Consider the following 19,904-nt stretch of genomic DNA (forward strand, 5'->3'; position numbering starts at 1 on the left):
CCCGTCCTGTGGCCGGGCTCGGCGACATCCAGATGAACCCATGGGGACCGGCGGGCGAAGGCTGACTCCGTCGAACGTTTTAGCGTCAACCTCCGCCCTAGGGTGGCATCGGCGCCCTGCCCGCCCCTGGCGGCTCAGGTGAAGGACATACGAGCTACTACAGAGGTTTTCAGCGTGACCGAGACGGTCGTCAGCACCCCCAAGCCCCGGCCCGACGTCACCGTGCTGGTCGAACCACCGGGCGCCACGACCGTCCCGCCGCGCCGGAAGGACTCCGGCGGCCGGCTGCGGGCCCTGGACGGGCTGCGGCTGGTGGCCGCGCTGATGGTGGCGGCGTACCACTACGGCGGGCGCGACGGTGAGGTCTCCCAGGCCTGGGGCAGCTCGCCCAAGGAGCAGTTCCCGACGCTGCACGAGTACTTCGCCTACGGCTGCCTCGGCGTCCAGGTCTTCTTCGTGATCAGCGGGTTCGTGATCTGCATGAGCGGCTGGGGCAGGCCGCTGAAGTCGTTCTTCGCCTCCCGCGCCTCCCGGCTGCTGCCCGCCTACTGGGTGGCGGTCGTGCTCGTCACGGCGGTGTTCGCGCTGCCCGTGGTGGCGTACAAGGCGGTCTCGCCGAGCGACGCGCTGGTGAACCTGACCATGCTTCAGATGCCGCTGGGCGTGGACCGGGTGCTCGGAGTGTGCTGGACCCTGTGGGCCGAGGTCCGCTTCTACGCCCTGTTCGCGCTGTGCGTCGTGCTCCCCGGGGCGAACCGCCGGCGGGTGATCATGTTCTGCGCCGGCTGGATGCTGGCGACGGTGATCGCGCAGAACGCGAACCTGCCGCTGCTCGACATCGTCGTGATGCCGGAGTACGCCCCCTTCTTCATCGGCGGTGTCGGCCTCTACCTCGTCCACCTGGACCGGCGGGACGCCTACGGGTGGGGCATCGTCGCGGTGAGCTGGCTGATCGGTCAGCACTTCGCGGTACAGAGCCTGTGGCACGCGCCCGACGCGGGCGGCTTCTCGTACCGCTCCTCGATCGGCATCATGCTCGTCGTCACCTTCGGTTTCGTCGCGGTCGCGGCGATCGCGCTGGGCTGGCTGCGCTGGGCGAACTGGCGCTGGCTGACGGTGGCGGGGGCGCTGACGTATCCGTTCTACCTCGTCCACGAGCACCTCGGGTGGGTGGTGATCCATGCCCTGCACCGCGGTCTGGGTCTGCCGTCCGCGGCGACATTCGCCCTGACCGTGGGCTCAATGCTGGGCCTGGCGTGGTTGCTGAACCAGTATGTGGAGAAGCCGCTGACACCACGGCTGCGGACCCTGCTGGCCAAGGCCCGCTGAGCTGTTCACGGGACGTTCAACCAGCCGTCGGTTTCAGCACCGCTCAGGGAGAAGGCTCGTCTCATGACCAACGCACAAGCGACCGACACGTACCCCGGCGAACTCGCCGACGTCCCGGGCTGGTTCCCGCCGCTGGACCAGATGCTGTTCACCTGGTTCCTGGAGCGGCAGCAGAAGCAGGGCATGAGCGGAGACCTGCTGGAGCTCGGCGTCTACATGGGCAAGAGCGCGATCCTCCTCGGCCACCACCTCCAGGACGGCGAGCAGTTCACCGTCTGCGACCTGTTCGAGGGCGACGCCCCGGACGAGGCCAACAAGGCGGAGTCGACGAAGTCGTACGCCTCGCTCACCCAGCAGGCCTTCGAGCGGAACTACCTGTCCTTCCACGACACGCTGCCGACGGTGATCGCGGCCCCCAGCTCGGTGGTGTCCGAGAAGGTGGCCCCGGGCACCTGCCGCTTCGTCCACGTCGACGCCTCGCACCTGTACGAGCACGTGTACGGCGACATCGGCGCCGCCCACGACATCCTGATGCCCGAGGGCATCGTCGTCCTCGACGACTTCCGTTCGGAGCACACGCCGGGTGTCTCGGTCGCCGCCTGGGAGGCCGTCCTCAACCGCGGCCTGCGCCCGGTCTGCCTCAGCACGCAGAAGCTGTACGGCACCTGGGGCGACCCGGAGCCGGTCCAGGAGGAGCTGCTCGACATGCTGCGGCAGCGCACGGATGTCGGGCTGAGCGTGCAGGAGGCGGCCGGGCACCGGCTGGTCCGCGCCCGGTCCAGGGGCATGAAGCCGCCGGCCTTCCCGCCCTCCCGGCACTACGTGGCACCGGTACCGGCGCCGGCCAGTGCCCCGGCCGCGCCCGTCGCCGAGTCCCGCGCGGCGCGCCCGGCCCGGCCCGCCCCGTCCCGGGCCCGCCGGCTCGCCAAGGACCTGCTGCCCCCCGTGGTCACCCGGGCCGTACGGCGGGCCCGCGCGCAGCGGTCCTGACCCGGGGTGTCATGAGACCCCGTATCGCGCCCCGATCCCGTCGATCACGAGGGCGAGTCCCTCCTCGAAGTGCCCGTCGAAGTCCTCGAAGATCTCCGCGCCCGCCTGGGCCGACAAGGGAAAGTCGGCCATCAGGCGGGCGCGTTCGTGCAGGTCGTAGCCCTCGCGCCGCTCGCCCGGCAGCGGCTGGACGCCCTGTTCCTCGGTGACGAAGCCCAGCGTGTACAGATAGGTCGTGGTGAGCGCGCGGACCGCCTGGGCGAGGGTGAAGCCGGCGGCCGTGAACAGGCGCAGGTTGTCCTCCATCTGCCCGGCGTGCTCGATGCCGGTGAAGCGTGAGCCGCTGAACACCTTGGCGCCGTCCCGGTAGCCCAGCAGGGCGGCGCGCAGTCCCCGGTTGGCCTTCAGCAGCCGTTCCCGCCAGGTGTCGGCCGGGTCGAGCGAGGCCCCGGCGACCATCCGGCGGTACATCTCCGTCGCCATCTCGTCGAGCAGCGCCTGCTTGTCCTTGAAGTGCCAGTAGAGGGCGGGCGCCTTCACGTCCAGTTCCCGGGCGATGGCGCGCAGGGTCAGGCCGTCCAGGCCCACCTCGTTCAGCAGCCGCAGCGCGGTGTCCGCGACCCGTCGGCGGTCCAGGGGTGCGCGTCGTTCCGTACTCACGCTTGACAACTTAACACCGTTAAGGCCACGCTCGGGAACGACCGCACTTAACAGCGTTAAGGAAAGGGTGGCTCATGGATCCCATCGACACGGACGTATTGGTGGTGGGCGCGGGTCCGACCGGTCTGGCGCTCGGCATCGACCTGGCCCGGCGGGGCGTCGCCGCGCTGGTGGCCGAGCGGGCGGAGGGGCTGTTCCCCGGTTCGCGCGGCAAGGGCATCCAGCCGCGCACGATGGAGGTCTTCGACGACCTGGGCGTGCTCGACGCGATCCGCGCGGCGGGCAGCCCCTACCCGGTGGGGATGATCTGGCAGGACGGCAGGCGGGCCGGCGAGCACCGGATGTTCGACCCGGCCGAGGAGACCGAGGACTCGCCGTACAACGGGCCGTGGATGGTGCCGCAGTGGCGCACGCAGGAGATCCTCGGGGCACGGCTGGCGGAGCTGGGCGGGACGGTGGCCTTCGGCCGGGAGCTCGTCGGCCTGACGCAGGACGCGGACGGGGTCCGCGCGGAGTTCGCCTCCGGCGCGCCCGTCACCGCCCGGTACGCCGTCGCGGCGGACGGCGGCCGCTCGACGGTACGCCCGCTGCTCGGCATCGGCATGACGGGCGAGACCGTCGACCCGAACCCGATGCTGGTGGCGGACGTCCGGATCAGCGGCCTGGACCGGGACCACTGGCACATCTTCCCGCCGCGCGGGGACGGCGACGGCTTCCTCGCGATCTGCCCGCTGCCGGGCACGGAGGACTTCCAGCTGGTGGCGCAGTTCCCGGACGGCACGGCCCCGGACGCCTCCCCGGAGGGCGTACGGAAGGTCGTCGCCGCCCGCTCGCACCTCACGCCGGAGGCCGTGACCGAAGTGCGCTGGGCCTCGGACTTCCGCCCCCGGGCGGCCCTGGCGGACCGCTTCCGCGCCGGGCGGGTCTTCCTCGCCGGCGACGCGGCCCACGTGCACTCCCCGGCCGGCGGCCAGGGCCTCAACACCAGCGTCCAGGACGCCTACAACCTCGGGTGGAAGCTGGGCGCGGTGCTGAGGGGCGGTGCGCCGGCGTCGCTCCTCGGCACGTACGAGGAGGAACGACGCCCGGTCGCCGCGGACATGCTCGGCCTGTCGACGCGCGTCCACCGCGGGCAGGTGCGGCGCGGCGCGGCGACCCGCCAACTGGGGCTGGGCTACCGGGAGTCGTCCCTCACCCAGGAGACCCGTACGGCGCCGGGCGCCCTCCGGGCCGGCGACCGCGCACCCGACGGCACGCTGGACGGCGTACGGCTCTTCGACGCCTTCCGGGGACCGCACTGGACGCTGGTGGCGGTGGGGACGGCGGCACCGGCCCTGCCGGAGCAGGTGCGCGCGGTCGGCGGGGCACAGCAGGCGACGTACGGAGAGGGCCTGTTCCTGGTGCGCCCGGACGGCCTATGTGGGCTGGGCGGGCGAAACGGGCGACGGATTGCGGCAGTACCTGGGGCGCGTCGGTCTCTGATCACGCGCTCGCGAGGGACAACTTCACCGCGAAACCGAGGAACAGCGCGCCCGCCGCCGAGGTCGCCCCCGCCGACAGACGCCTGCGGCGGCGGAAGGCGGCGGCCAGCCTGGTGCCGCCGAATATCAGCGCGCTGAGGTAGAGCACGCTGGCGAGCTGGGCGAGAGCGCCGAGGACGACGAAGGACAGGGCGGGATAGGCGTACCCCGGGTCGACGAACTGCACGAAGAAGGCGACGAAGAAGAGGATCGCCTTGGGGTTGACCAAGCTGACCACGAAGGCACGGCGGAAGGGCCGCTCCCCGGCGGGCGCGGAGGCCTCCGCACCGGCGGACCGCTCCGCACGCGCCCGCCACATGCCCCACGCGGCCCGCAGCATGCCTATGGCCAGCCACGCCAGATAGCCGGCTCCCACGTACTTCACGATCCCGAACAGCACGGCGTTGGCCTGCAACAGGGACGCGACCCCGGCCGCCGACAGCGTCATCAGCGCGGTGTCCCCGCACCAGACACCGGCCGCGGCGGTGTACCCGGCCCGCACACCGTGCCGGGCGGCGACGGACAGGACGTACAGGGAGTTGGGACCGGGCAGCAGAACGATCAGGACGAGGCCCGCAAGGTAGGTGGGCAGATCGATGACACCGAACATGGAAGGGAGTGTCGCACGGGGAGGCGACAGGGGGATCAGAACGCGTCGCTCGGGACGTACGTCCCCCACACCTCCCGCAGGGCGTTGCACACCTCGCCCACCGTCGCCCGGGCCTTCAGGGCGTCCTTCATCGGGTACAGGACGTTGTCCTCGCCCTCGGCGGCCTTCTTCAGGGCGGCCAGGGCCGTGTCCACCGCCGGCTGGTCGCGCTCCGCGCGGAGCCTGGCCAGGCGCTCCGCCTGCCGGGCCTCGAGGGCGGGGTCGACCCGCAGGGGCTCGTACGGCTCCTCCTCGTCGAGCTGGAAGCGGTTGACGCCGACCACGACCCGCTCGCCCGAGTCGGTCTGCTGCGCGATCCGGTAGGCGCTGCGCTCGATCTCGTCCTTCTGGAAACCGCGTTCGATCGCCTCGACCGCGCCGCCCAGCTCCTCCACCCGGGTCATCAGCTCCACGGCCGCGGCCTCGACGTCGTCCGTCATCCTCTCGACGACATAGGAGCCCGCGAACGGGTCGACGGTCGCCGTCACGTCCGTCTCGTGGGCGAGGACCTGCTGGGTGCGCAGCGCCAGGCGCGCGGACTTGTCCGTGGGCAGCGCGATCGCCTCGTCGAAGGAGTTGGTGTGCAGCGACTGGGTGCCACCCAGCACCGCCGCCAGGGCCTGGACCGAGACGCGGACCAGGTTCACCTCCGGCTGCTGGGCCGTCAGCTGGACGCCCGCCGTCTGGGTGTGGAAGCGCAGCATCAGCGACTTGGGGTTCTGCGCGCCGAACTCCTCCTTCATCACCCGCGCCCAGATCCGGCGCGCGACACGGAACTTGGCGACCTCCTCCAGGAGCGTCGTACGCGCCACGAAGAAGAAGGACAGGCGGGGCGCGAAGTCGTCGACGTCCATGCCGGCCGCCACGGCCGTGCGGACGTACTCGATGCCGTCGGCGAGGGTGAAGGCGATCTCCTGCACGGGGCTCGCACCCGCCTCGGCCATGTGATAGCCGGAGATCGAGATCGTGTTCCACTTCGGGATCTCGGCCTGGCAGTACTTGAAGATGTCGGCGGTCAGGCGCAGTGAGGGCTTCGGCGGGAAGATGTACGTCCCGCGGGCGATGTACTCCTTCAGCACGTCGTTCTGGACCGTGCCGGTCAGCTTGTCGGCGCTGACGCCCTGCTCCTCGGCGACCAGCTGGTAGAGGAGCAGCAGCAGGGCCGCGGGAGCGTTGATCGTCATCGACGTGGAGACCTGGTCCAGCGGGATGCCGCCGAACAGCACCCGCATGTCGTCGATCGAGTCGACGGCGACGCCCACCCTGCCGACCTCGCCGTGCGCGAGCGGGGCGTCGGAGTCGTGGCCCATCTGGGTGGGCAGATCGAAGGCGACCGACAGGCCCGTCGTGCCGTGGGCGATCAGCTGCCGGTAGCGGGCGTTGGACTCGGCGGCCGTGCCGAAGCCCGCGTACTGGCGCATGGTCCAGGGCCGGCCGGTGTACATGGTCGGGTACACGCCACGGGTGAAGGGGTACGCCCCCGGCTCCCCCAGCTTCTGCGCCGGGTCCCAGTCCCGCAGGTCGTCCGGCCCGTAGACCGGTTCGATGGGCAGCCCGGACTCCGACTCGCGCGCCATGGTCTGATGCCTCCCGCAGGACGGACGGTAGTGACCTCGCTCACCACCATGCCCCGTGGTTCGCGGCCGGTCACCCCCGGGGAACATCTCAGGTGACATCCGGGCACACCGGTGAGACGACGGAGGGCCGCGTGCGTACCACGGGCATGGGGAGAGCAGCGATCGCAGTGGCAGTCGCCGGGGCGGCCGTGCTGGCCGGCTGTACCGTGCAGGCCCCCGACGGCGGCGGGAAGAGCCGCTCACCGGTGCACATCGAGTTACCCGGCGACACCCCGTCCCCGGCCCGGACCCCCGACGACGACGGCGGGCCGGGCACCGCTCCCGCCCCGCCCGGCGACGACAAGCCCAGCGCGGCCCCCGTTCCGGCCCGCGTGCTGTGGTCCCGCGGCGACACCGGCCGGGACGTCCGCGAGCTCCAGGCCCGGCTGCGGCAGGTCGCCTGGCTCTTCGACGGGCCGACCGGGACGTACGACGAGTCGACGGAGCGGGCGGTCAGCGGCTTCCAGGGCAAGCGCGGGCTGCCGCGCACCGGGAAGACCGACACCGTCACGTGGCAGCGGCTGCTGCGGATGACCCGCGAGCCGGGCACCTGGGACCTGTACCTGATGGGCGGCCAGCCGGCCGATCCACCGGATCCGCGCTGCAGGTCCGGACGGGTGATGTGCATCGACAAGACCAGCAGGACGCTGCGCTGGATGATCGACGGCCGGACGGTGTCGACGATGGCGGTCCGCTTCGGCTCACGCGGCACGCCGACCCGGGAGGGTGTGTTCTCCGTCTACTGGAAGTCCCGCGACCACGTGTCGACGCTCTACGACTCGCCCATGCCCTACGCGATGTTCTTCAGCGGCGGCCAGGCCGTGCACTACTCCCCCGACTTCGCGGCCCGGGGCTACGCGGGCGCCTCGCACGGCTGCGTCAACGTACGGGACGAGGGGGCGATCGCGGAGCTCTACGCGCAGGTCCGCGACGGCGACAAGGTCGTCGTGTCCTGGTGAGGACGCGGAAGGGGAGATGGGGCGCGGGCGGGACCGGGGGAACGTGTCCCGCCCGCGCTCAGGTGCACGAGCCGTAGGTACGGGGGGAACCCCGGCTCTGTGCGACGGCCGATGACCAGTCGGCTCACTCATTACTGCGCCGGGGCGGCCGAAAACGTCACACCCTCGGCGAGGAGATTTTCACTGAGTGCGAAACCGCAGGTCGCAGGGGTGCGAGAGACCGTGCGGACCGACCGCGGTCCGCGGGACCGGCGCCGCGGACCTGCCGCTCTGCGAGCGTCCCGGCCTGCTCCCCGGCATTCCGCCCGGCCTTCTCCCGGGCCTTCTTCCGGTCCTTCTCCCTGGCCTTCTTCCGGTCCTTCTCCCGGGCCTTGTTCCGATCCTTCTTCCGGTCCTTCTTCCGGTCCTCGTCCTGCTTGCGGTCGTGGTTCCCGGACCTCTCGTCCTGGTGACGCCGGTCCGTGTCCTCGTCGTGCCGCTCTCCCGAACGGCCGCCGGACCCGGACAGGACGCCCCTGCAGTACTTCCAGACCCGGGAGCCGCCCGCCGCGTCGCGCAGGGCGCGCCTGCGGTCGGCGTCCAGCCGCTTGCCGTCGCGGAGGTCGCGGCAGGCGGCAGCGATCTCCCTACGGCTGTCACCGCGACTGTCACCGTGGCTGTCCTCCCGCTCGCCCCGGTCACCGGAGCCGGGCGTGCGGGACGGGTCGTCGCCTGCCACGTCCCGTCCTGAATCGCCGCCGCTCGGCTTGCCTTCGAGCGTCGACCCGCCCTGCGCGGCGTCGCTCGGCGAGGGCGACACCAGCGGGCGCTCGGGCGGAGTGACAGCGGCCGAGACGGAGGAACCGGGCTGGGGCTCATCGTTGCCGAACGGTGCGTTCAGGGCTCCGGTTCCGGCCACGAGGGCGGCACCGCCCGCCATGCCGACCGCCAGCACGGCGGCCAGCGCGAGGCGCGCGGGACGGACCCGGCGAGGCCGCCGGACACCGCCGGAGCCGCTGCGGCGCGAGGTTCCGATCCGGACCAGCCCGGCGTCGGCGACCTCCGCACCGGCCCGTCCGCCGTCGGCCGCGGGCGCCGCCGCGCTGTCGGCGCGTTCCGCGCGTGCCTTGCGGAAGGCGGCCATCGCCGCGGCCTCACCGGGGAGTTCATCGCTGGTCGGCGGGGTTGCGGCGGCGAGCGCGCGGAGCGCTGCGGCGAGCCGTTCGGCCTCGCCCCGGGCGGCGCCGTCGACAGCTTCCGGTGGCTCTCCGCTCAGCAAACGCTCCGCCGTTTCGCGGTCCAGCCACCTGTGCTGCTCGTCGGCCATCACACATCCTTCTGCGTCCGTGCGACGCTTTGCGTCACACGTGCGGACGCCATGGCACCACCGCGCGGTTCTCGCTGGGGCGGCAGCGCGTCGAGCACCCCGGCCGATTCCGGATCGGCCTCCGGATCGTCGCCGAGCAGTTCGGCCAGCCGCTTCAGACCCCGGTGGGCCGCCGTACGGACGGCGCCCGGACGCTTGCCGAGGGTCTCGGCGGCGGTCTTCGCGTCGAGCCCCACCACCACACGCAGCACGACCGCCTCGGCCTGGTCCTGCGGCAGCCGGGAGATCAGGGAGAACGTGCCGTCGGTGGCGAGCGCCTCGATGGCCTCGTCAGCGGTGTCGGACTCGGCGGCCCGGCCGGTCAGTTCCGTCTCGTCGCCGCCGATCGCGGGCCGGCGCCCTCGCATGCGTATGTGGTCCAGCGCGCGATTGCGGGCGATACGGGCGGCCCAGCCGCGGAAGCGGTCCGCGTCGCCGGTGAACCGCTCGATGTCCCGGGCTATCTGCAACCAGGCCTCGGACGTCACGTCCTCGGCGTCGGGGTCGCCGACCAGCGTCCGTACGTACCCGAGCAACCGCGGGTGCACGGCCCGGTACACAGTCCGGAACGCGTCTTCGTCTCCGTCCTGTGCCGCGCGCACCGCGGCGGTCAGCTCCGCGTCGTCCCCCAGCACCGCGCGCGCCCCTCTTTGCGCCTAAACCGGCGCCGCTCTCGCGGACCGGCTTCTCGCCGTCGTGGTTTCTCAATGCATGGTTGCGGTCTCAGGACCGCAGTGGTTGCTATGGCCATCCGTCCTCCGCGGTCTGGCGCGAAAGGCACGTTACGACCTGAAACCACTCCCCGTCCATGTCCGTCCAGGATGCAACTAAGCCGTGACACGCTGGGGTGTGACAGAAAACGCAGCCCGGGCGCTGTAGGTAGTACGGGCCGCCGCGCGGCCCGTGCCGCGCGACGGCCGGGGCCTCTCCTGTGGGGGGTGGCGGCCCCGGCCGTTGCCATGGCGGACCCGATCGGCGGCCTGGTGACGCGGTCGGGCATCCGAGCGATACGGCCTGGCGCCCTGACGGTGCGGCCGGGCGTGGACGCACGGCTCTCCGGCTCCTGTTGCCGAATTCTGCTACGGACGGCGGTCGTTGGGCTGGGCGGGCTTGCCCTTGGCCCCGGACGAGGCGCCGTCGGCGGCGCCGTCCCCGCCGCTGCGCGCGGCCTCCGACCCGTTCTCCGCGTTGCCGGCGCCGCTGTCCGCGTTGCCGGCGCCGTTGTCCGCGCTGCCCGAGCCGTTGCCGGCTCCGGTGGAACCCAGGGCACCCGCGCTCTTCTCCGGCCGGGCGGTGCTGCCGGGCTTCGCCCCGGCCGGGGCCAGTTGCTCCGCGCAGAACGCCGTGACGTTCCTCTCACCGCCCGCGGCCCGGACGAGGCGCTTCCAGGCCGTCGCGTCCATGGCCTTGCCCCGGCCGTCGACCTGCTCGTAGGCGCGGCAGTGGGCCTCGGTGTCGCGGGAGGGGGCGGGGCGGTCCGGGCGCGCGGACGCGGAGCCGGACGGGATGCCGGCGGGCTCGCCCGCCGGGGCGCCGGGGGCGCTGGTGGAGGCGGGGGGACGACCGCGGTCGTCGGCGCCGTCCGTGGATCCCGCCGAGCCGATCGCCGCGACCGCGACCCCGCCCAGCGTGAGACTGGCGAGCAGCACGGAGAGCGTGGCCTTCAGCGAGCGGCCCGGATGCCACCGCTCCCGGGGCCGCCAGTCGTCGCGGCGGCGGGTGCGGGCCCCGTGCGCGCCGGCGTCCCGGGCGGCCACGAACGCGGCCACCGCCCGCTGCTCCGCCTCGGCGTCGATCCGGTCCCGGACGAGGGCGGACACGAGCAGCGCTTCCAGCTCGGCTGCGTCGAAGACGGGCCGGGTGTCGAGGCCCGGGCTGCCGAGCCCCGGGCTGCCGAGGCCGGCCGTCCCGCGGTGGCCGGGCAGCCGGCCGTCGGCATCCCGCCCCGCCCGGTGGTCGCGGGCGGAACTCCCAGGGTGGACACGCCGACGGCCCGGAACCCCGCCGCTCTGCTGTTCACCCATGTCCTGTTCCGTCCCTGCTCGATCCACGCGTCCTGCGGTGCCCGCCGGGTCCGTGCGACCCGGCCGGCCCGGCCGGCCGCCCCGGCGTTCCGGGGCCGATCCATACGTTGTGCTCGTCCGCCCTGTTCAGGGCACCGGACCCGGCGCCTCCGCCAGGCCCGCCGGCATCGTTCATTTCGACTCCCCCAGCGTCCGGGGAGCCTCATCCGTCACACCTTCGGCGCCCAGCCGGGTGGCCAGGCGTTTCAAACCCCGGTACGCGGCCGTCCGTACGGCACCCGGCCGCTTGCCGAGGACCCGGGCGGCGGCCGGCCCGTCCAGCCCCACCACGACACGCAGCAGAACGGCCTCGGCCTGGTCCTGCGGCAGGCCCCCGACCAGCCGCAGCGCCTGCTCGGTGGACATGGCCTCCAGCGCCTGGTCGTGCGTGCTGTGCGGCCCGGGCAGGTCCAGGACGTCCTGCTCCAGCGCGGACGACCTCGGCCGTACCCGCTGGCGGCGCAGATGGTCCAGCGCCCGGTGCCGGGCGATGGTCGCCGTCCAGCCGCGGAAACCGGCCCCGTCGCCCTTGAACCGCCCCAGGTCCCGGGCGATTTCCAGCCAGGCGTCGGAGGCCACGTCCTCCGCGTCGTCCCCGACCAGTCCGCGCAGATAGCCGAGCAGTCCGGGCTGCACGATCCGGTAGGCGACCGCGAAGGCCTCCTCGTCACCGTCCTGGGCCCGCTCGACGGCCTCGCCCAGTTCCCCGTCGCGTGCCTGCGTGCGCCGGGGTTCCTCTCGCTGGCCCAAGAACCGTCCTCGTCCGTACCGGGTTGTCCTCCACGATCATCAGCGCCGCGCACCGGAGAAATGTCACAGCAAGCGGAAGGCCCCCGCCCGGTACGGGCCGCGACATCGGCACTACCGGGTGACGTCTGGCCACGGATGTGCGCTGGGTGAGTGGCGCCTGTGTAACCGCCGGTGCGAATGTGACCAGTTCTAAGGGTGGGTAGTTGAGTCGTCGCAGCACGCGTGCGTACAAGCCGCTGAGTCCAGCGGCGGCGGCAGCCCGGGCGTGCCCGGCTCCCACGAGTCCGGTGACGGCTTCGGCACGTCCGCCGCGTGGGGCGACGTCAACGGCGACGGCTACGCCGACCTCGCGATCGGCGCACCCGGAGAGGACGACACCAGCGGCCACGCCGACCGCGGCGCGGTCACCGTGATGTACGGACCCGCCCTCGACACCGGCTTCTCGTACACCACGTCAGGAGTCACCTCGACGGGCGCCAGGCTCGGCTCCACGGTCGCCGTCGGCGACTTCAACGGCGACGGCAAGGCGGACGTCTTCTCCGCCGGCACCGGCAAGGGCGGAAACTGGAACGCCCGGCTGACCGGCGGCGCCACCACGTACGGCACCCTCACCACGGCCACGGGCGCCGTCTCCTACCTCGACGCCGCGACCGGCGACTTCAACCGGGACGGCTACGCGGACATCGCCGTGAACTACCGCGACACCGGTGGCATCGGCCGGGTCGTCCGCTTCGCGGGCTCAGCGACCGGTCTGACCAAGGTGGGCGTCATCTCCGTCAAGGGGGCCGCTCCCTCGCCGCCGGTGACGTCAACGGCGACGGCTACGACGACATCGTCATCGGTCAGCCGGTCGCGTCCGAGTCCGGCGGCAAGTCCGGCGGCCAGATCACCATGGTCCCGGGCACGGCCACGGGCTTCACGACCACCGGCATGACCGTGATCCTCCAGGACACGGCCTACGTGCCGGGCGGCAACGAGTCCGGTGACGCCCTCGGCACCTCCGTGTCGGCCGGCGACTACAACGCCGACGGTTACGCGGACGTGCTCGCGGGCGCCCCGGGCGAGGACCTGACCCGGGACGGCGTCAACCGCGCCGACGCGGGCGACGCGATCCTCGTCAAGGGCACCGCGTCCGGTCTGACCGGCTCCGGCTCGGTGGGGATCTCGCAGGACACCTCCGGCGTCCCGGGCTCCACGGAGAGCGGCGACCGCTTCGGCTCGTCGGTGTCCCTGACGGACCTGTCCGGCTACGGCCGGGTGGACCTCACGTTCGGCGCCGACGGCGAGGACGGGGGCGACGGCGTCCTGCTGCACCTGCCGAGCAACAGCACCGGCCTCGGTTACGCCGACTCGGTCGTCTTCGGCAAGACCACTCTGGGCACCCCGAGGGACGCCCGCCTGGGCCAGATGCTGACGCCGTGACGACTCGACCGGTCCTCGGCCGTTCGCCGGATTTCTCCGGCAGACCGAACGGACGGGCGGGCAAGGGGGAAAGGCTCCCTCATCGCCCGCCCAGAGGACCGGAATCGAGCCGTGAATGACACGCCTCCTGCTGCACACCGCCGTCGCCACCGCCCTGGCCGCCGGCACGCTCGGCCTGATCCAGCCCGCCCGGGCCTCCGACACCGCCTCCTCCTCGGACGGTGTGCACACCGTCCGGGTGCCGGACGGCGACCCGCACGAGCGGTCCCTCGACCCGCGCACCACCGAGCCGTTCAGCATGATCGGTGTCACCTGGGACGACCCGGAAGCGGCCCTGGACGGCACCGCCCACGTACGCACCCGCTCCCGGGAGAGCGGCGAGTGGAGCGCGTGGCGCGCACTCGACACCGACGTCCGGACGCCCGAGACCGGCCCCGACCGCGACCGTGCCGGGGTCCGCGGCGGCACCCAGCCGCTGTGGACCGGGCCTTCGGACGGTGTCCAGGTGCGGGTGTCGGGCGGGCGGCTGCCCGAGGGGCTGCGGGTCGAACTGGTCGACCCGGACGGCGGGTCGGACGCCGTGCACAGCCCGGCCGTCGAACCGGACGTGGCCGGACCGGCGGCGGGCGCGCCCGCCGCCGGGCGTCCCGCCGTGACGTCACGCTCCGCCTGGGGCGCCGACGAGTCCCTGGTGAAGGACCCGCCCACCTACACCACCGACACCAAGGCGCTGTTCGTCCACCACACGGCGGGCACCAACGACTACACCTGCGCCGAGTCGGCGTCGATCGTGCGCGGCGTGTTCCTCTACCACGTGCGCAGCAACGGCTGGAACGACATCGGCTACCACTTCCTCGTCGACAAGTGCGGCACGGTCTTCGAGGGCCGTGCGGGCGGCATCGACAAGCCCGTCCTCGGCGCCCACACCTACGGCTTCAACACCGCCACCAGCAGCGTCTCGGTGCTCGGCGACTACGGCAGGACGACCGCGAACACCGCCGTGCGCGCGTCGGTCGCCAAGGTCGCGGCCTGGAAGCTCGGCCTGTACGGCATCGACCCGACCGGCACGGTGGTGCTGACCGCCGGTGCCGACAACGGCAAGTACAAGGCGGGCCAGAAGGCCACGCTGCACCGCATCTCCGGCCACCGCGACGGCTACCCGACCGAGTGCCCCGGCCAGCACCTCTACGACGACCTGCCCGAAATCCGCACCCTCGCCGGGAACGCCGCCACGTCCGACGAGCCGTCCCCCGAGGCGGCCGGCCCCGTCATCGAGGACGACGTCACGGTGGCGCTCGCGCGCTGACGCTACCGCCGGGGCGCGGCGGCCGTCGCGTCCCGGCACAGCAGCCGCAGCGAGCCGTGCCCGGCGTAACAGCGGCGGGCCTCGTCGATCGGGTCCCAGAGGCGTCCGTCGGGGGTGCGGATCCAGTGGTCGCCGCCCGTCGCCCACCACTCGGCGCCGGTCTGGCGCGCCATCACCTCACCGGCGTAGGCGCCGAATCCGCGCAGCACCTCCCGCACGGCGGCGTACGGGGCTCCTTCCCGCCGTATCCCCTCGATCATCCGGTCGATGCTCCACAGGCTCTGGGCCGAGTAGTCGAGGTGCAGCCGTGCCCCTTCGCGCATCGTCGCCACCGTGTCCGCCGCCCACCGCAGCGGCTTCGCCGCGGCCGAGGGCCTGGTTTCCGCTTGAGTCGTCACACCCCGGTAAGCGCTGCGGCGTGACGCTTCGTCACACGGAATCGGCGACTTCCCGGAAGTCGCGCAGGACCGCCCCATCTCGGCCCTACGACGGTCACAGGACTCTTCCAGGAACGGGGGTTTAGGCCGGTCAAAGGCCCGGCGGCCCGTTCCTCAGCCGCGTTGCCGGCTCCGGCGCGAGACGACCGCGCGCAGCACCCGGCGCCCCTCGGTCGACACCTCCAGCGCCCGCCGCAGCCCGGCCGGGCCGTGACCGGCCAGGACCTCCAGGACGGTGATCTGGCGGCGCAGTTCCGCGGCGACGAGCGGTGACATGCCCTCCGTACGGCCCTCGCGGCGCACGGCGACCGACGAGGCGTCGTCGGCGGCGGTGTCGAGGAGGCGGTGGATCTGGAGGGCGGCGACGGAACAGGCGTCGGCCCACACCCGCAACCCGGCGGGGGACCGCCCGGCGGGAGCGGCCTCCAGCATCCGGTGGGCGAGCACGGCCGCCTCGTCGCCGGTGCCGGCGGCGTCCAGCTTCTTGCGCGCCTGCTCCAGCCCCTCACCCCAGTCGCCGCCGCCGGCGCCGTCGCTGAGGCTCGCCCACAGCGGCCGCAGGGTCTCGTCGTCGCCGCCCAGCAGGGGCACGCACCGATCCAGACAAGCCAGTCCGCTCGCGGCCAGCCCGCGCTCGTCGGCCTGTGCGATCAACTCCACCAGGCTCATCCACGCCTCCCTCCGCGGGCCATGCAGGGGCCCTACCAGGCCGCTTACAGCCCTCACCCCTCACGGAACCCGCACTTCCCCTTACTGCGCGCAACGGCCCCGGAACGTCACAGGGGCACGACGCCCAGTCGGTCGAGGAAGCGGAAGAGGAGGTTTTCGGCCAGCGGATCGGGGTCTGAAGTGAGTACGTCCACAAGGGCGTCGGCGTTCACTTCGTGCCCGGCCTCGGCGGCCCAGCGGACGGCGTGCTCGGCGGCGTCGCGGGGCTCCAGGAAGTAGTCCTCCAGGGTGAGGCCCTCCCGCCCGGCCCCCAGGTACCCGGCCATGGCGGCCCGGGCGAGGCAGGTCGTCCACGTCCCGCTCTCCGGCGCGGCGGCCTCCAGCACCACGCACTCGCTGTTCATGACGTACCCGAACAGCGCGGGCGCCCCGGTCTGGCGGGCGAGGGCGTTCATGTTCCCCACGTCGCCGTCGCTGCTCGGGTACTCCCAGACCTGCCACCCGCCCGGCGCGGAGGTGTGCCGCACCATCCCGTCCACCGCCCCGGCCAGCGCGTCCAGCTCCGCCAGCGGCCGCTCCCCACGGCCCACGACGAAGTACCCCCAGTACCCCATGCTCCGGTTCCCCCCGGCATATTCGATTCGGCTCGCGTCAGAAGACCACCACACCCGTACGGCAGTTCGCAGCCGTACGGGCCAATTCGTGTGCGGTCAGCCGAGCCTGTCCGCAAGCGCCCGGAACTCCGCCCAGGACAGCTCGGGCCGGCCCGGGTCCCACAGCTTCTGGACGGTCGCCCGCAGCGGCATCCGGATCCCGGCCGCCACCTGCTCCTGCGTCTGCGCGTTCGGGATGTCGCCCCAGACGGCGAAGACCCCGCCGAGGATCTGCCCGTCGTAGCGCTCCGGCACGGCCTGCGTGCCGCGCAGCACCCGGGGCGTCCACTGCTCGTAGATCCGCTGCCCCGTCGGGTAGACGAAGGTCTGCGGCTGGCCGAGCACGTAGTACAGGAACTCGTCGTTGTAGTTGATCACCTTCCGGCCCTCGCTCAGGTACACCGCCGGCGGCCGCGCCCCGATCTCCTTGCCGGTCCAGTAGCCGACCTGGATGTCCTTGTCGGCGTCGACGGTGGTGTCCCGGAAGAAGCCGTCGTTCCAGGCGCGCGGGACGCGCTGGTGCTTGCGGACGGTGGCGGCCCGGTCGTTGAGCCAGCCGGTGGTGAGGTCGGCGACCGTCGCGCCGGAGCCGTACTTCTCCCGCGCGGCGGCGGCCAGCTGCGGGAACGACGCCTCCGGGTCGGAGCGCACCAGCGCCTGGTACTCGTCGCCGCCGAGGTGCCACGGCACGCCCGGGAACAGGTCCGCGTACTCGTTCAGCAGGTCGTCGACGATCCGGGCGCTCTCGCTCTTGGAGATGTCGATGGCCCCCTGCACCGCCGACCCCTGCGCGGTGCGCAGCTGCAGGTCGGGGTGGGCGTCGAGGACCGCGCCGAGGTGCCCGGGCGAGTCGATCTCGGGCACGACCGTGATGTGCCGGCTCTCCGCGAGGTCGACGATCTCGCGCACCTGCGCCTTGGACAGATGCTGCCGGGACACGACCTCCGGATGCGAGTCGGACTCGATCCGGAACCCCTGGTCGTCGGAGAAGTGCAGCCCGAGCTGGTTGAACTTCAGATCGCCCAGTTCGCGGATCCGGTCCTCGATCCAGCCGGCCGTGTAGTTCTTGCGCGCGATGTCCAGCATGAACCCGCGCTCCGGCTTGGCCGGCTCGTCCCGCACCACGCCCTCGGGCGCGGTACCGCCGTCGTGCACCTCCTGCTTGAGGGTCCGGGTGCCGTAGAAGACGCCCGCGTCGGCGGGCCCGGCGATCTCCACCCGCCCGTCGCGCACGGTCATGACGTACGACTCCGGGTTCGCGCCCTTGTCCTCGTTCAGCGTCAGCCGCAGGTCCCCGGCGCGCCGGTCGTCCTTCTCGCCCTCGTACTTCAGGCCGAGCTCACCGGCGATCAGCCGGCCCTCGTCGGCCAGCGCCGGGTCGTCCACGACCACGCGGTTCCCGCTCGCGGGGCGCCAGCCCGGGCCGCGCGCCGCGGTGTGCTCGCGCACGGCGGGGATCGTCCGCGGCGCCTTGGACAAGGCGTAGGAGCGGCTCGGACTCGGGGCGTCCTCCGGCGAGGTGCCCTGCGGGGCGGCCGCGGACCGGCCCTGGGAGGGTCTGGCCTCCGGCCCGGTGGTCCCGCCGTCACCGCCCGAGGCCGCCCAGAGCCCCAGACTCACCCCGGCCACGATCACGACCAGGGCGACGGCCATGGCCACGACCAGCACCTGCCGCTGTTTCCCTTGCTTCGTCTGCTTCGCCGGAACCCGGCGCCTGTGCTGACTCACACCCGCCAACCTAAGACCCGGCCCCGTCCGGCGCCCGTCCACCACGCGTTCCGAATCTCTCTCTGCCGGGTGAAATTCGGGCATCCGTCGGACACGTCATGGTCGTACTCGATAGCGTGACGTCACATCTCTCACAACATGCCCTGCCGACACACGTGACGCCCACGAGGACCCACGCTGCCTGCGCACCGTCTCCCAGACCTCCCCGGCCGACTCGCCATACCGGTGGAGCACTTCAACGCGGCCTCGGCCGAGGCCCTGGAGCAGACGCTCCTCTCCTGCCTGCGCAGCCCCCGCTGGTCCCGGCGCGTCGCGGAACACCGCCCCTATCCGGACCTGGACTCCCTGCTCGCCGCGGCGGACGAGGCGGCCTACGACCTGACCTGGCCCGACCTGACCGAGGCCCTGACAGCCGAGTCCCTGCCACCCCTCCCACCCGGCACGTACTCCGCGGCCCACACGGCCCTCAGCGCGGCCCACGCCGCCTACGAGGCCCGCTTCGGACATGCGTTCGTCATCTGCCTGGACGGTGTGGCGCAGGCCGAGACCCTGGACCGCCTCCTGGAAGCCATCCGGTCACGATTGACCAACGATCCGGAGGAGGAGCGGGCCGTGACGGCGGACGAACTCCGGCGCCTCGCGAGGGGGCGTCTGCTGACTGCCCTCAGGAGCGCGGGGAACTGCGCGATCAACCACTGACGGCCCACACCCGGCGGTCCCAGTGACACCCCCCGCCCCCTTGGCCGCGCTAGCCCACCTGTACCTCTTTGCATGCCAGTTTGATCACACCCTGGGACCCCGGCTCAGCCCAGCGGCAGCGCCTCGCTACGATGCTGGGGGCCGGTGGACCGTACCCGGCCGGGCCCGACCGACACACCAAGCCGGCGCGGCCCCAATCCCCGCTCCCGGAGGAAACTTCCGTGCCGGCTGGAACGCTGTACCGCGGCCGGGAAGGAATGTGGTCCTGGGTGGCTCACCGAGTCACCGGCGTCCTCATCTTCTTCTTCCTGTTCGTTCACGTGCTGGACACCGCACTCGTCCGTGTGTCGCCCGAGGCCTACGACAACGTCGTGGCCACGTACAAGACGCCGATCGTCGCGCTACTGGAGTACGGCCTCGTCGCCGCCGTCCTCTTCCACGCGCTCAACGGCCTGCGCGTCATCGCCGTCGACTTCTGGATCAAGGGCGCCCGCTACCAGAAGCAGATGCTCTGGACCGTCGTCGCCCTGTGGGTCGTGCTGATGCTCGGGGCGATCTACCCCGTCCTCGGCCACGCCGCTCGTGAACTGTTCGGGAGCTGACGCCAATGTCCACGTCTGAGAAGACCGCCGCCGGCGTCGGCCCCGTCGAGGGTGGCGCCGTCTACACCGTCGACAACCCGGCGCCCTTCATCGAGGCCCCGCGCAAGCGCACCAAGAAGACCCCGAAGTCCACCCGCGGCAACTTCGAACTGGCCGCGTGGCTGTTCATGCGCCTGTCGGGCGTGGTGCTGGTCGTGCTGGTCCTCGGTCACCTGCTGATCCAGCTGGTGCTGGACGGCGGTGTCTCCAAGATCGGCTTCGCCTTCGTGGCGGGCCGCTGGGCGAGCCCCTTCTGGCAGGTCTGGGACCTGCTGATGCTGTGGCTCGCGATGCTGCACGGCGCCAACGGCCTGCGCACGGTCATCAACGACTACGCGGAGCGCGCGAACACCCGGCTGTGGCTCAAGGGCCTGCTCTACACCGCCACGGTGTTCACCATCCTGCTGGGCACGCTGGTGATCTTCACCTTCGACCCGAACATCCGCTAGGCACGGGGCTGCGAGAATC

The 19,904-nt window shown here is 72.5% G+C and carries 19 protein-coding genes and 3 pseudogenes; 11 read left to right on the plus strand and 11 right to left on the minus strand.

Features of this window, described 5'->3' with window-relative positions; translation table 11 throughout:
* Window positions 1-174 precede the first annotated feature (174 nt).
* Window positions 175-1,329 carry an acyltransferase family protein gene (locus ACIBL4_RS07185; RefSeq protein WP_399407324.1) on the plus strand — a complete coding sequence of 385 codons (1,155 nt, stop codon included), beginning with the start codon at window positions 175-177 and terminating at the stop codon, window positions 1,327-1,329.
* 63 nt (window positions 1,330-1,392) lie between these two features.
* A complete protein-coding gene (locus ACIBL4_RS07190; protein ID WP_399407326.1) occupies window positions 1,393-2,319 on the plus strand; it encodes a class I SAM-dependent methyltransferase in 927 nt (308 codons plus the stop codon).
* A 9-nt stretch (window positions 2,320-2,328) separates the two neighbouring features.
* Here the strand turns inward: ACIBL4_RS07190 and ACIBL4_RS07195 are convergent, their stop codons facing one another.
* Window positions 2,329-2,979 (minus strand): TetR/AcrR family transcriptional regulator C-terminal domain-containing protein, encoded by a 651-nt coding sequence (locus tag ACIBL4_RS07195; protein WP_399407329.1) that lies wholly within the window; start codon window positions 2,977-2,979, stop codon window positions 2,329-2,331.
* Window positions 2,980-3,062: 83 nt separating this feature from the next.
* Between ACIBL4_RS07195 and ACIBL4_RS07200 the strand changes: the two are divergent.
* A pseudogene (locus tag ACIBL4_RS07200) lies at window positions 3,063-4,461 on the plus strand (FAD-dependent oxidoreductase).
* Here ACIBL4_RS07200 and leuE read toward each other — a convergent pair.
* Window positions 4,462-5,109: a leucine efflux protein LeuE gene (gene leuE / locus ACIBL4_RS07205; protein ID WP_399407331.1), complete on the minus strand. Its 648-nt coding sequence runs from the start codon at window positions 5,107-5,109 to the stop codon at window positions 4,462-4,464. It abuts the pseudogene before it with no gap.
* Window positions 5,110-5,144: 35 nt separating this feature from the next.
* On the minus strand, window positions 5,145-6,725 hold the full coding sequence (locus tag ACIBL4_RS07210) for a methylmalonyl-CoA mutase (RefSeq protein WP_399407333.1): 1,581 nt from the start codon (window positions 6,723-6,725) through the stop codon (window positions 5,145-5,147).
* A 146-nt stretch (window positions 6,726-6,871) separates the two neighbouring features.
* Here ACIBL4_RS07210 and ACIBL4_RS07215 point away from each other — a divergent pair, with 146 nt between their 5' ends.
* Window positions 6,872-7,723 carry a L,D-transpeptidase family protein gene (locus ACIBL4_RS07215; protein ID WP_399408116.1) on the plus strand — a complete coding sequence of 284 codons (852 nt, stop codon included), beginning with the start codon at window positions 6,872-6,874 and terminating at the stop codon, window positions 7,721-7,723.
* A gap of 157 nt (window positions 7,724-7,880) precedes the next feature.
* Here the strand turns inward: ACIBL4_RS07215 and ACIBL4_RS07220 are convergent, their stop codons facing one another.
* The 4 genes from ACIBL4_RS07220 to ACIBL4_RS07235 form a co-directional block, all read right to left on the minus strand.
* Complete coding sequence (locus tag ACIBL4_RS07220; protein ID WP_399407335.1) at window positions 7,881-9,029, minus strand: hypothetical protein; 1,149 nt, start codon at window positions 9,027-9,029, stop codon at window positions 7,881-7,883.
* Window positions 9,029-9,703, minus strand: a complete 675-nt coding sequence (locus ACIBL4_RS07225; RefSeq protein ID WP_399407337.1) for an RNA polymerase sigma factor — start codon at window positions 9,701-9,703, stop codon at window positions 9,029-9,031. The genes ACIBL4_RS07220 and ACIBL4_RS07225 overlap by 1 nt, the downstream gene beginning before the upstream one ends.
* A 444-nt stretch (window positions 9,704-10,147) precedes the next feature.
* The gene (locus tag ACIBL4_RS07230) at window positions 10,148-11,092 is read right to left on the minus strand and encodes a hypothetical protein (RefSeq protein ID WP_399407339.1); all 945 of its coding nucleotides are present in this window, start codon (window positions 11,090-11,092) and stop codon (window positions 10,148-10,150) included.
* Between the two features lie 171 nt (window positions 11,093-11,263).
* Complete coding sequence (locus ACIBL4_RS07235; RefSeq protein ID WP_399407341.1) at window positions 11,264-11,881, minus strand: RNA polymerase sigma factor; 618 nt, start codon at window positions 11,879-11,881, stop codon at window positions 11,264-11,266.
* A gap of 265 nt (window positions 11,882-12,146) precedes the next feature.
* Between ACIBL4_RS07235 and ACIBL4_RS07240 the strand changes: the two are divergent.
* The 4 genes and pseudogenes from ACIBL4_RS07240 to ACIBL4_RS07255 form a co-directional block, all read left to right on the plus strand.
* A pseudogene (locus tag ACIBL4_RS07240) lies at window positions 12,147-12,512 on the plus strand (FG-GAP repeat protein); the annotation flags it as partial.
* A pseudogene (locus ACIBL4_RS07245) lies at window positions 12,446-12,724 on the plus strand (FG-GAP repeat protein); the annotation flags it as partial. The pseudogenes ACIBL4_RS07240 and ACIBL4_RS07245, both read left to right, overlap by 67 nt.
* Before the next feature lie 87 nt (window positions 12,725-12,811).
* Complete coding sequence (locus ACIBL4_RS07250) at window positions 12,812-13,303, plus strand: FG-GAP repeat protein (RefSeq protein WP_399408118.1); 492 nt, start codon at window positions 12,812-12,814, stop codon at window positions 13,301-13,303.
* Window positions 13,304-13,418: 115 nt separating this feature from the next.
* Entirely contained in the window at window positions 13,419-14,609 is a 1,191-nt protein-coding gene (locus ACIBL4_RS07255) for an N-acetylmuramoyl-L-alanine amidase (protein WP_399407343.1), read from the plus strand.
* A gap of 2 nt (window positions 14,610-14,611) precedes the next feature.
* On the opposite strand, the gene ACIBL4_RS07260 is transcribed toward ACIBL4_RS07255, so the two are convergent.
* The 4 genes from ACIBL4_RS07260 to ACIBL4_RS07275 form a co-directional block, all read right to left on the minus strand.
* Window positions 14,612-15,007 carry a hypothetical protein gene (locus tag ACIBL4_RS07260; protein ID WP_391083899.1) on the minus strand — a complete coding sequence of 132 codons (396 nt, stop codon included), beginning with the start codon at window positions 15,005-15,007 and terminating at the stop codon, window positions 14,612-14,614.
* A 153-nt stretch (window positions 15,008-15,160) separates the two neighbouring features.
* Window positions 15,161-15,715 (minus strand): hypothetical protein, encoded by a 555-nt coding sequence (locus tag ACIBL4_RS07265; RefSeq protein ID WP_399407346.1) that lies wholly within the window; start codon window positions 15,713-15,715, stop codon window positions 15,161-15,163.
* A gap of 107 nt (window positions 15,716-15,822) precedes the next feature.
* Window positions 15,823-16,329 carry a hypothetical protein gene (locus tag ACIBL4_RS07270; protein ID WP_399407348.1) on the minus strand — a complete coding sequence of 169 codons (507 nt, stop codon included), beginning with the start codon at window positions 16,327-16,329 and terminating at the stop codon, window positions 15,823-15,825.
* 96 nt (window positions 16,330-16,425) lie between these two features.
* Complete coding sequence (locus ACIBL4_RS07275) at window positions 16,426-18,021, minus strand: family 20 glycosylhydrolase (RefSeq protein ID WP_399408120.1); 1,596 nt, start codon at window positions 18,019-18,021, stop codon at window positions 16,426-16,428.
* A gap of 300 nt (window positions 18,022-18,321) precedes the next feature.
* On the opposite strand from ACIBL4_RS07275, the gene ACIBL4_RS07280 reads away from it, so the two are divergent.
* The 3 genes from ACIBL4_RS07280 to ACIBL4_RS07290 all read left to right on the plus strand — a co-directional run bounded on the left by ACIBL4_RS07280 (window position 18,322) and on the right by ACIBL4_RS07290 (window position 19,885).
* Window positions 18,322-18,795 (plus strand): 2-oxo-4-hydroxy-4-carboxy-5-ureidoimidazoline decarboxylase, encoded by a 474-nt coding sequence (locus ACIBL4_RS07280; RefSeq protein ID WP_399407350.1) that lies wholly within the window; start codon window positions 18,322-18,324, stop codon window positions 18,793-18,795.
* Between the two features lie 221 nt (window positions 18,796-19,016).
* Window positions 19,017-19,397, plus strand: coding sequence for a succinate dehydrogenase, cytochrome b556 subunit (gene sdhC, locus ACIBL4_RS07285; protein WP_114254899.1), 381 nt, complete (start codon window positions 19,017-19,019; stop codon window positions 19,395-19,397).
* Between the two features lie 5 nt (window positions 19,398-19,402).
* Window positions 19,403-19,885, plus strand: coding sequence for a succinate dehydrogenase hydrophobic membrane anchor subunit (locus ACIBL4_RS07290; RefSeq protein ID WP_020273764.1), 483 nt, complete (start codon window positions 19,403-19,405; stop codon window positions 19,883-19,885).
* Window positions 19,886-19,904 lie beyond the last annotated feature (19 nt).

Source organism: Streptomyces sp. NPDC050416 (genome assembly GCF_044458845.1).
Taxonomy (GTDB): domain Bacteria; phylum Actinomycetota; class Actinomycetes; order Streptomycetales; family Streptomycetaceae; genus Streptomyces.

Coding starts and splice junctions, on each gene's coding strand:
- ACIBL4_RS07210 (WP_399407333.1), bottom strand. CDS start 6,725: ATGGCGCGCGAGTCGGAGTCCGGGCTGCCCATCGAACCGGTCTACGGG.
- ACIBL4_RS07270 (WP_399407348.1), bottom strand. CDS start 16,329: ATGGGGTACTGGGGGTACTTCGTCGTGGGCCGTGGGGAGCGGCCGCTG.
- ACIBL4_RS07220 (WP_399407335.1), bottom strand. CDS start 9,029: ATGGCCGACGAGCAGCACAGGTGGCTGGACCGCGAAACGGCGGAGCGT.
- ACIBL4_RS07255 (WP_399407343.1), top strand. CDS start 13,419: ATGACACGCCTCCTGCTGCACACCGCCGTCGCCACCGCCCTGGCCGCC.
- ACIBL4_RS07230 (WP_399407339.1), bottom strand. CDS start 11,092: ATGGGTGAACAGCAGAGCGGCGGGGTTCCGGGCCGTCGGCGTGTCCAC.
- ACIBL4_RS07290 (WP_020273764.1), top strand. CDS start 19,403: ATGTCCACGTCTGAGAAGACCGCCGCCGGCGTCGGCCCCGTCGAGGGT.
- ACIBL4_RS07275 (WP_399408120.1), bottom strand. CDS start 18,021: ATGGCCGTCGCCCTGGTCGTGATCGTGGCCGGGGTGAGTCTGGGGCTC.
- ACIBL4_RS07215 (WP_399408116.1), top strand. CDS start 6,872: ATGGGGAGAGCAGCGATCGCAGTGGCAGTCGCCGGGGCGGCCGTGCTG.
- ACIBL4_RS07190 (WP_399407326.1), top strand. CDS start 1,393: ATGACCAACGCACAAGCGACCGACACGTACCCCGGCGAACTCGCCGAC.
- leuE (WP_399407331.1), bottom strand. CDS start 5,109: ATGTTCGGTGTCATCGATCTGCCCACCTACCTTGCGGGCCTCGTCCTG.
- ACIBL4_RS07250 (WP_399408118.1), top strand. CDS start 12,812: ATGACCGTGATCCTCCAGGACACGGCCTACGTGCCGGGCGGCAACGAG.
- ACIBL4_RS07265 (WP_399407346.1), bottom strand. CDS start 15,715: ATGAGCCTGGTGGAGTTGATCGCACAGGCCGACGAGCGCGGGCTGGCC.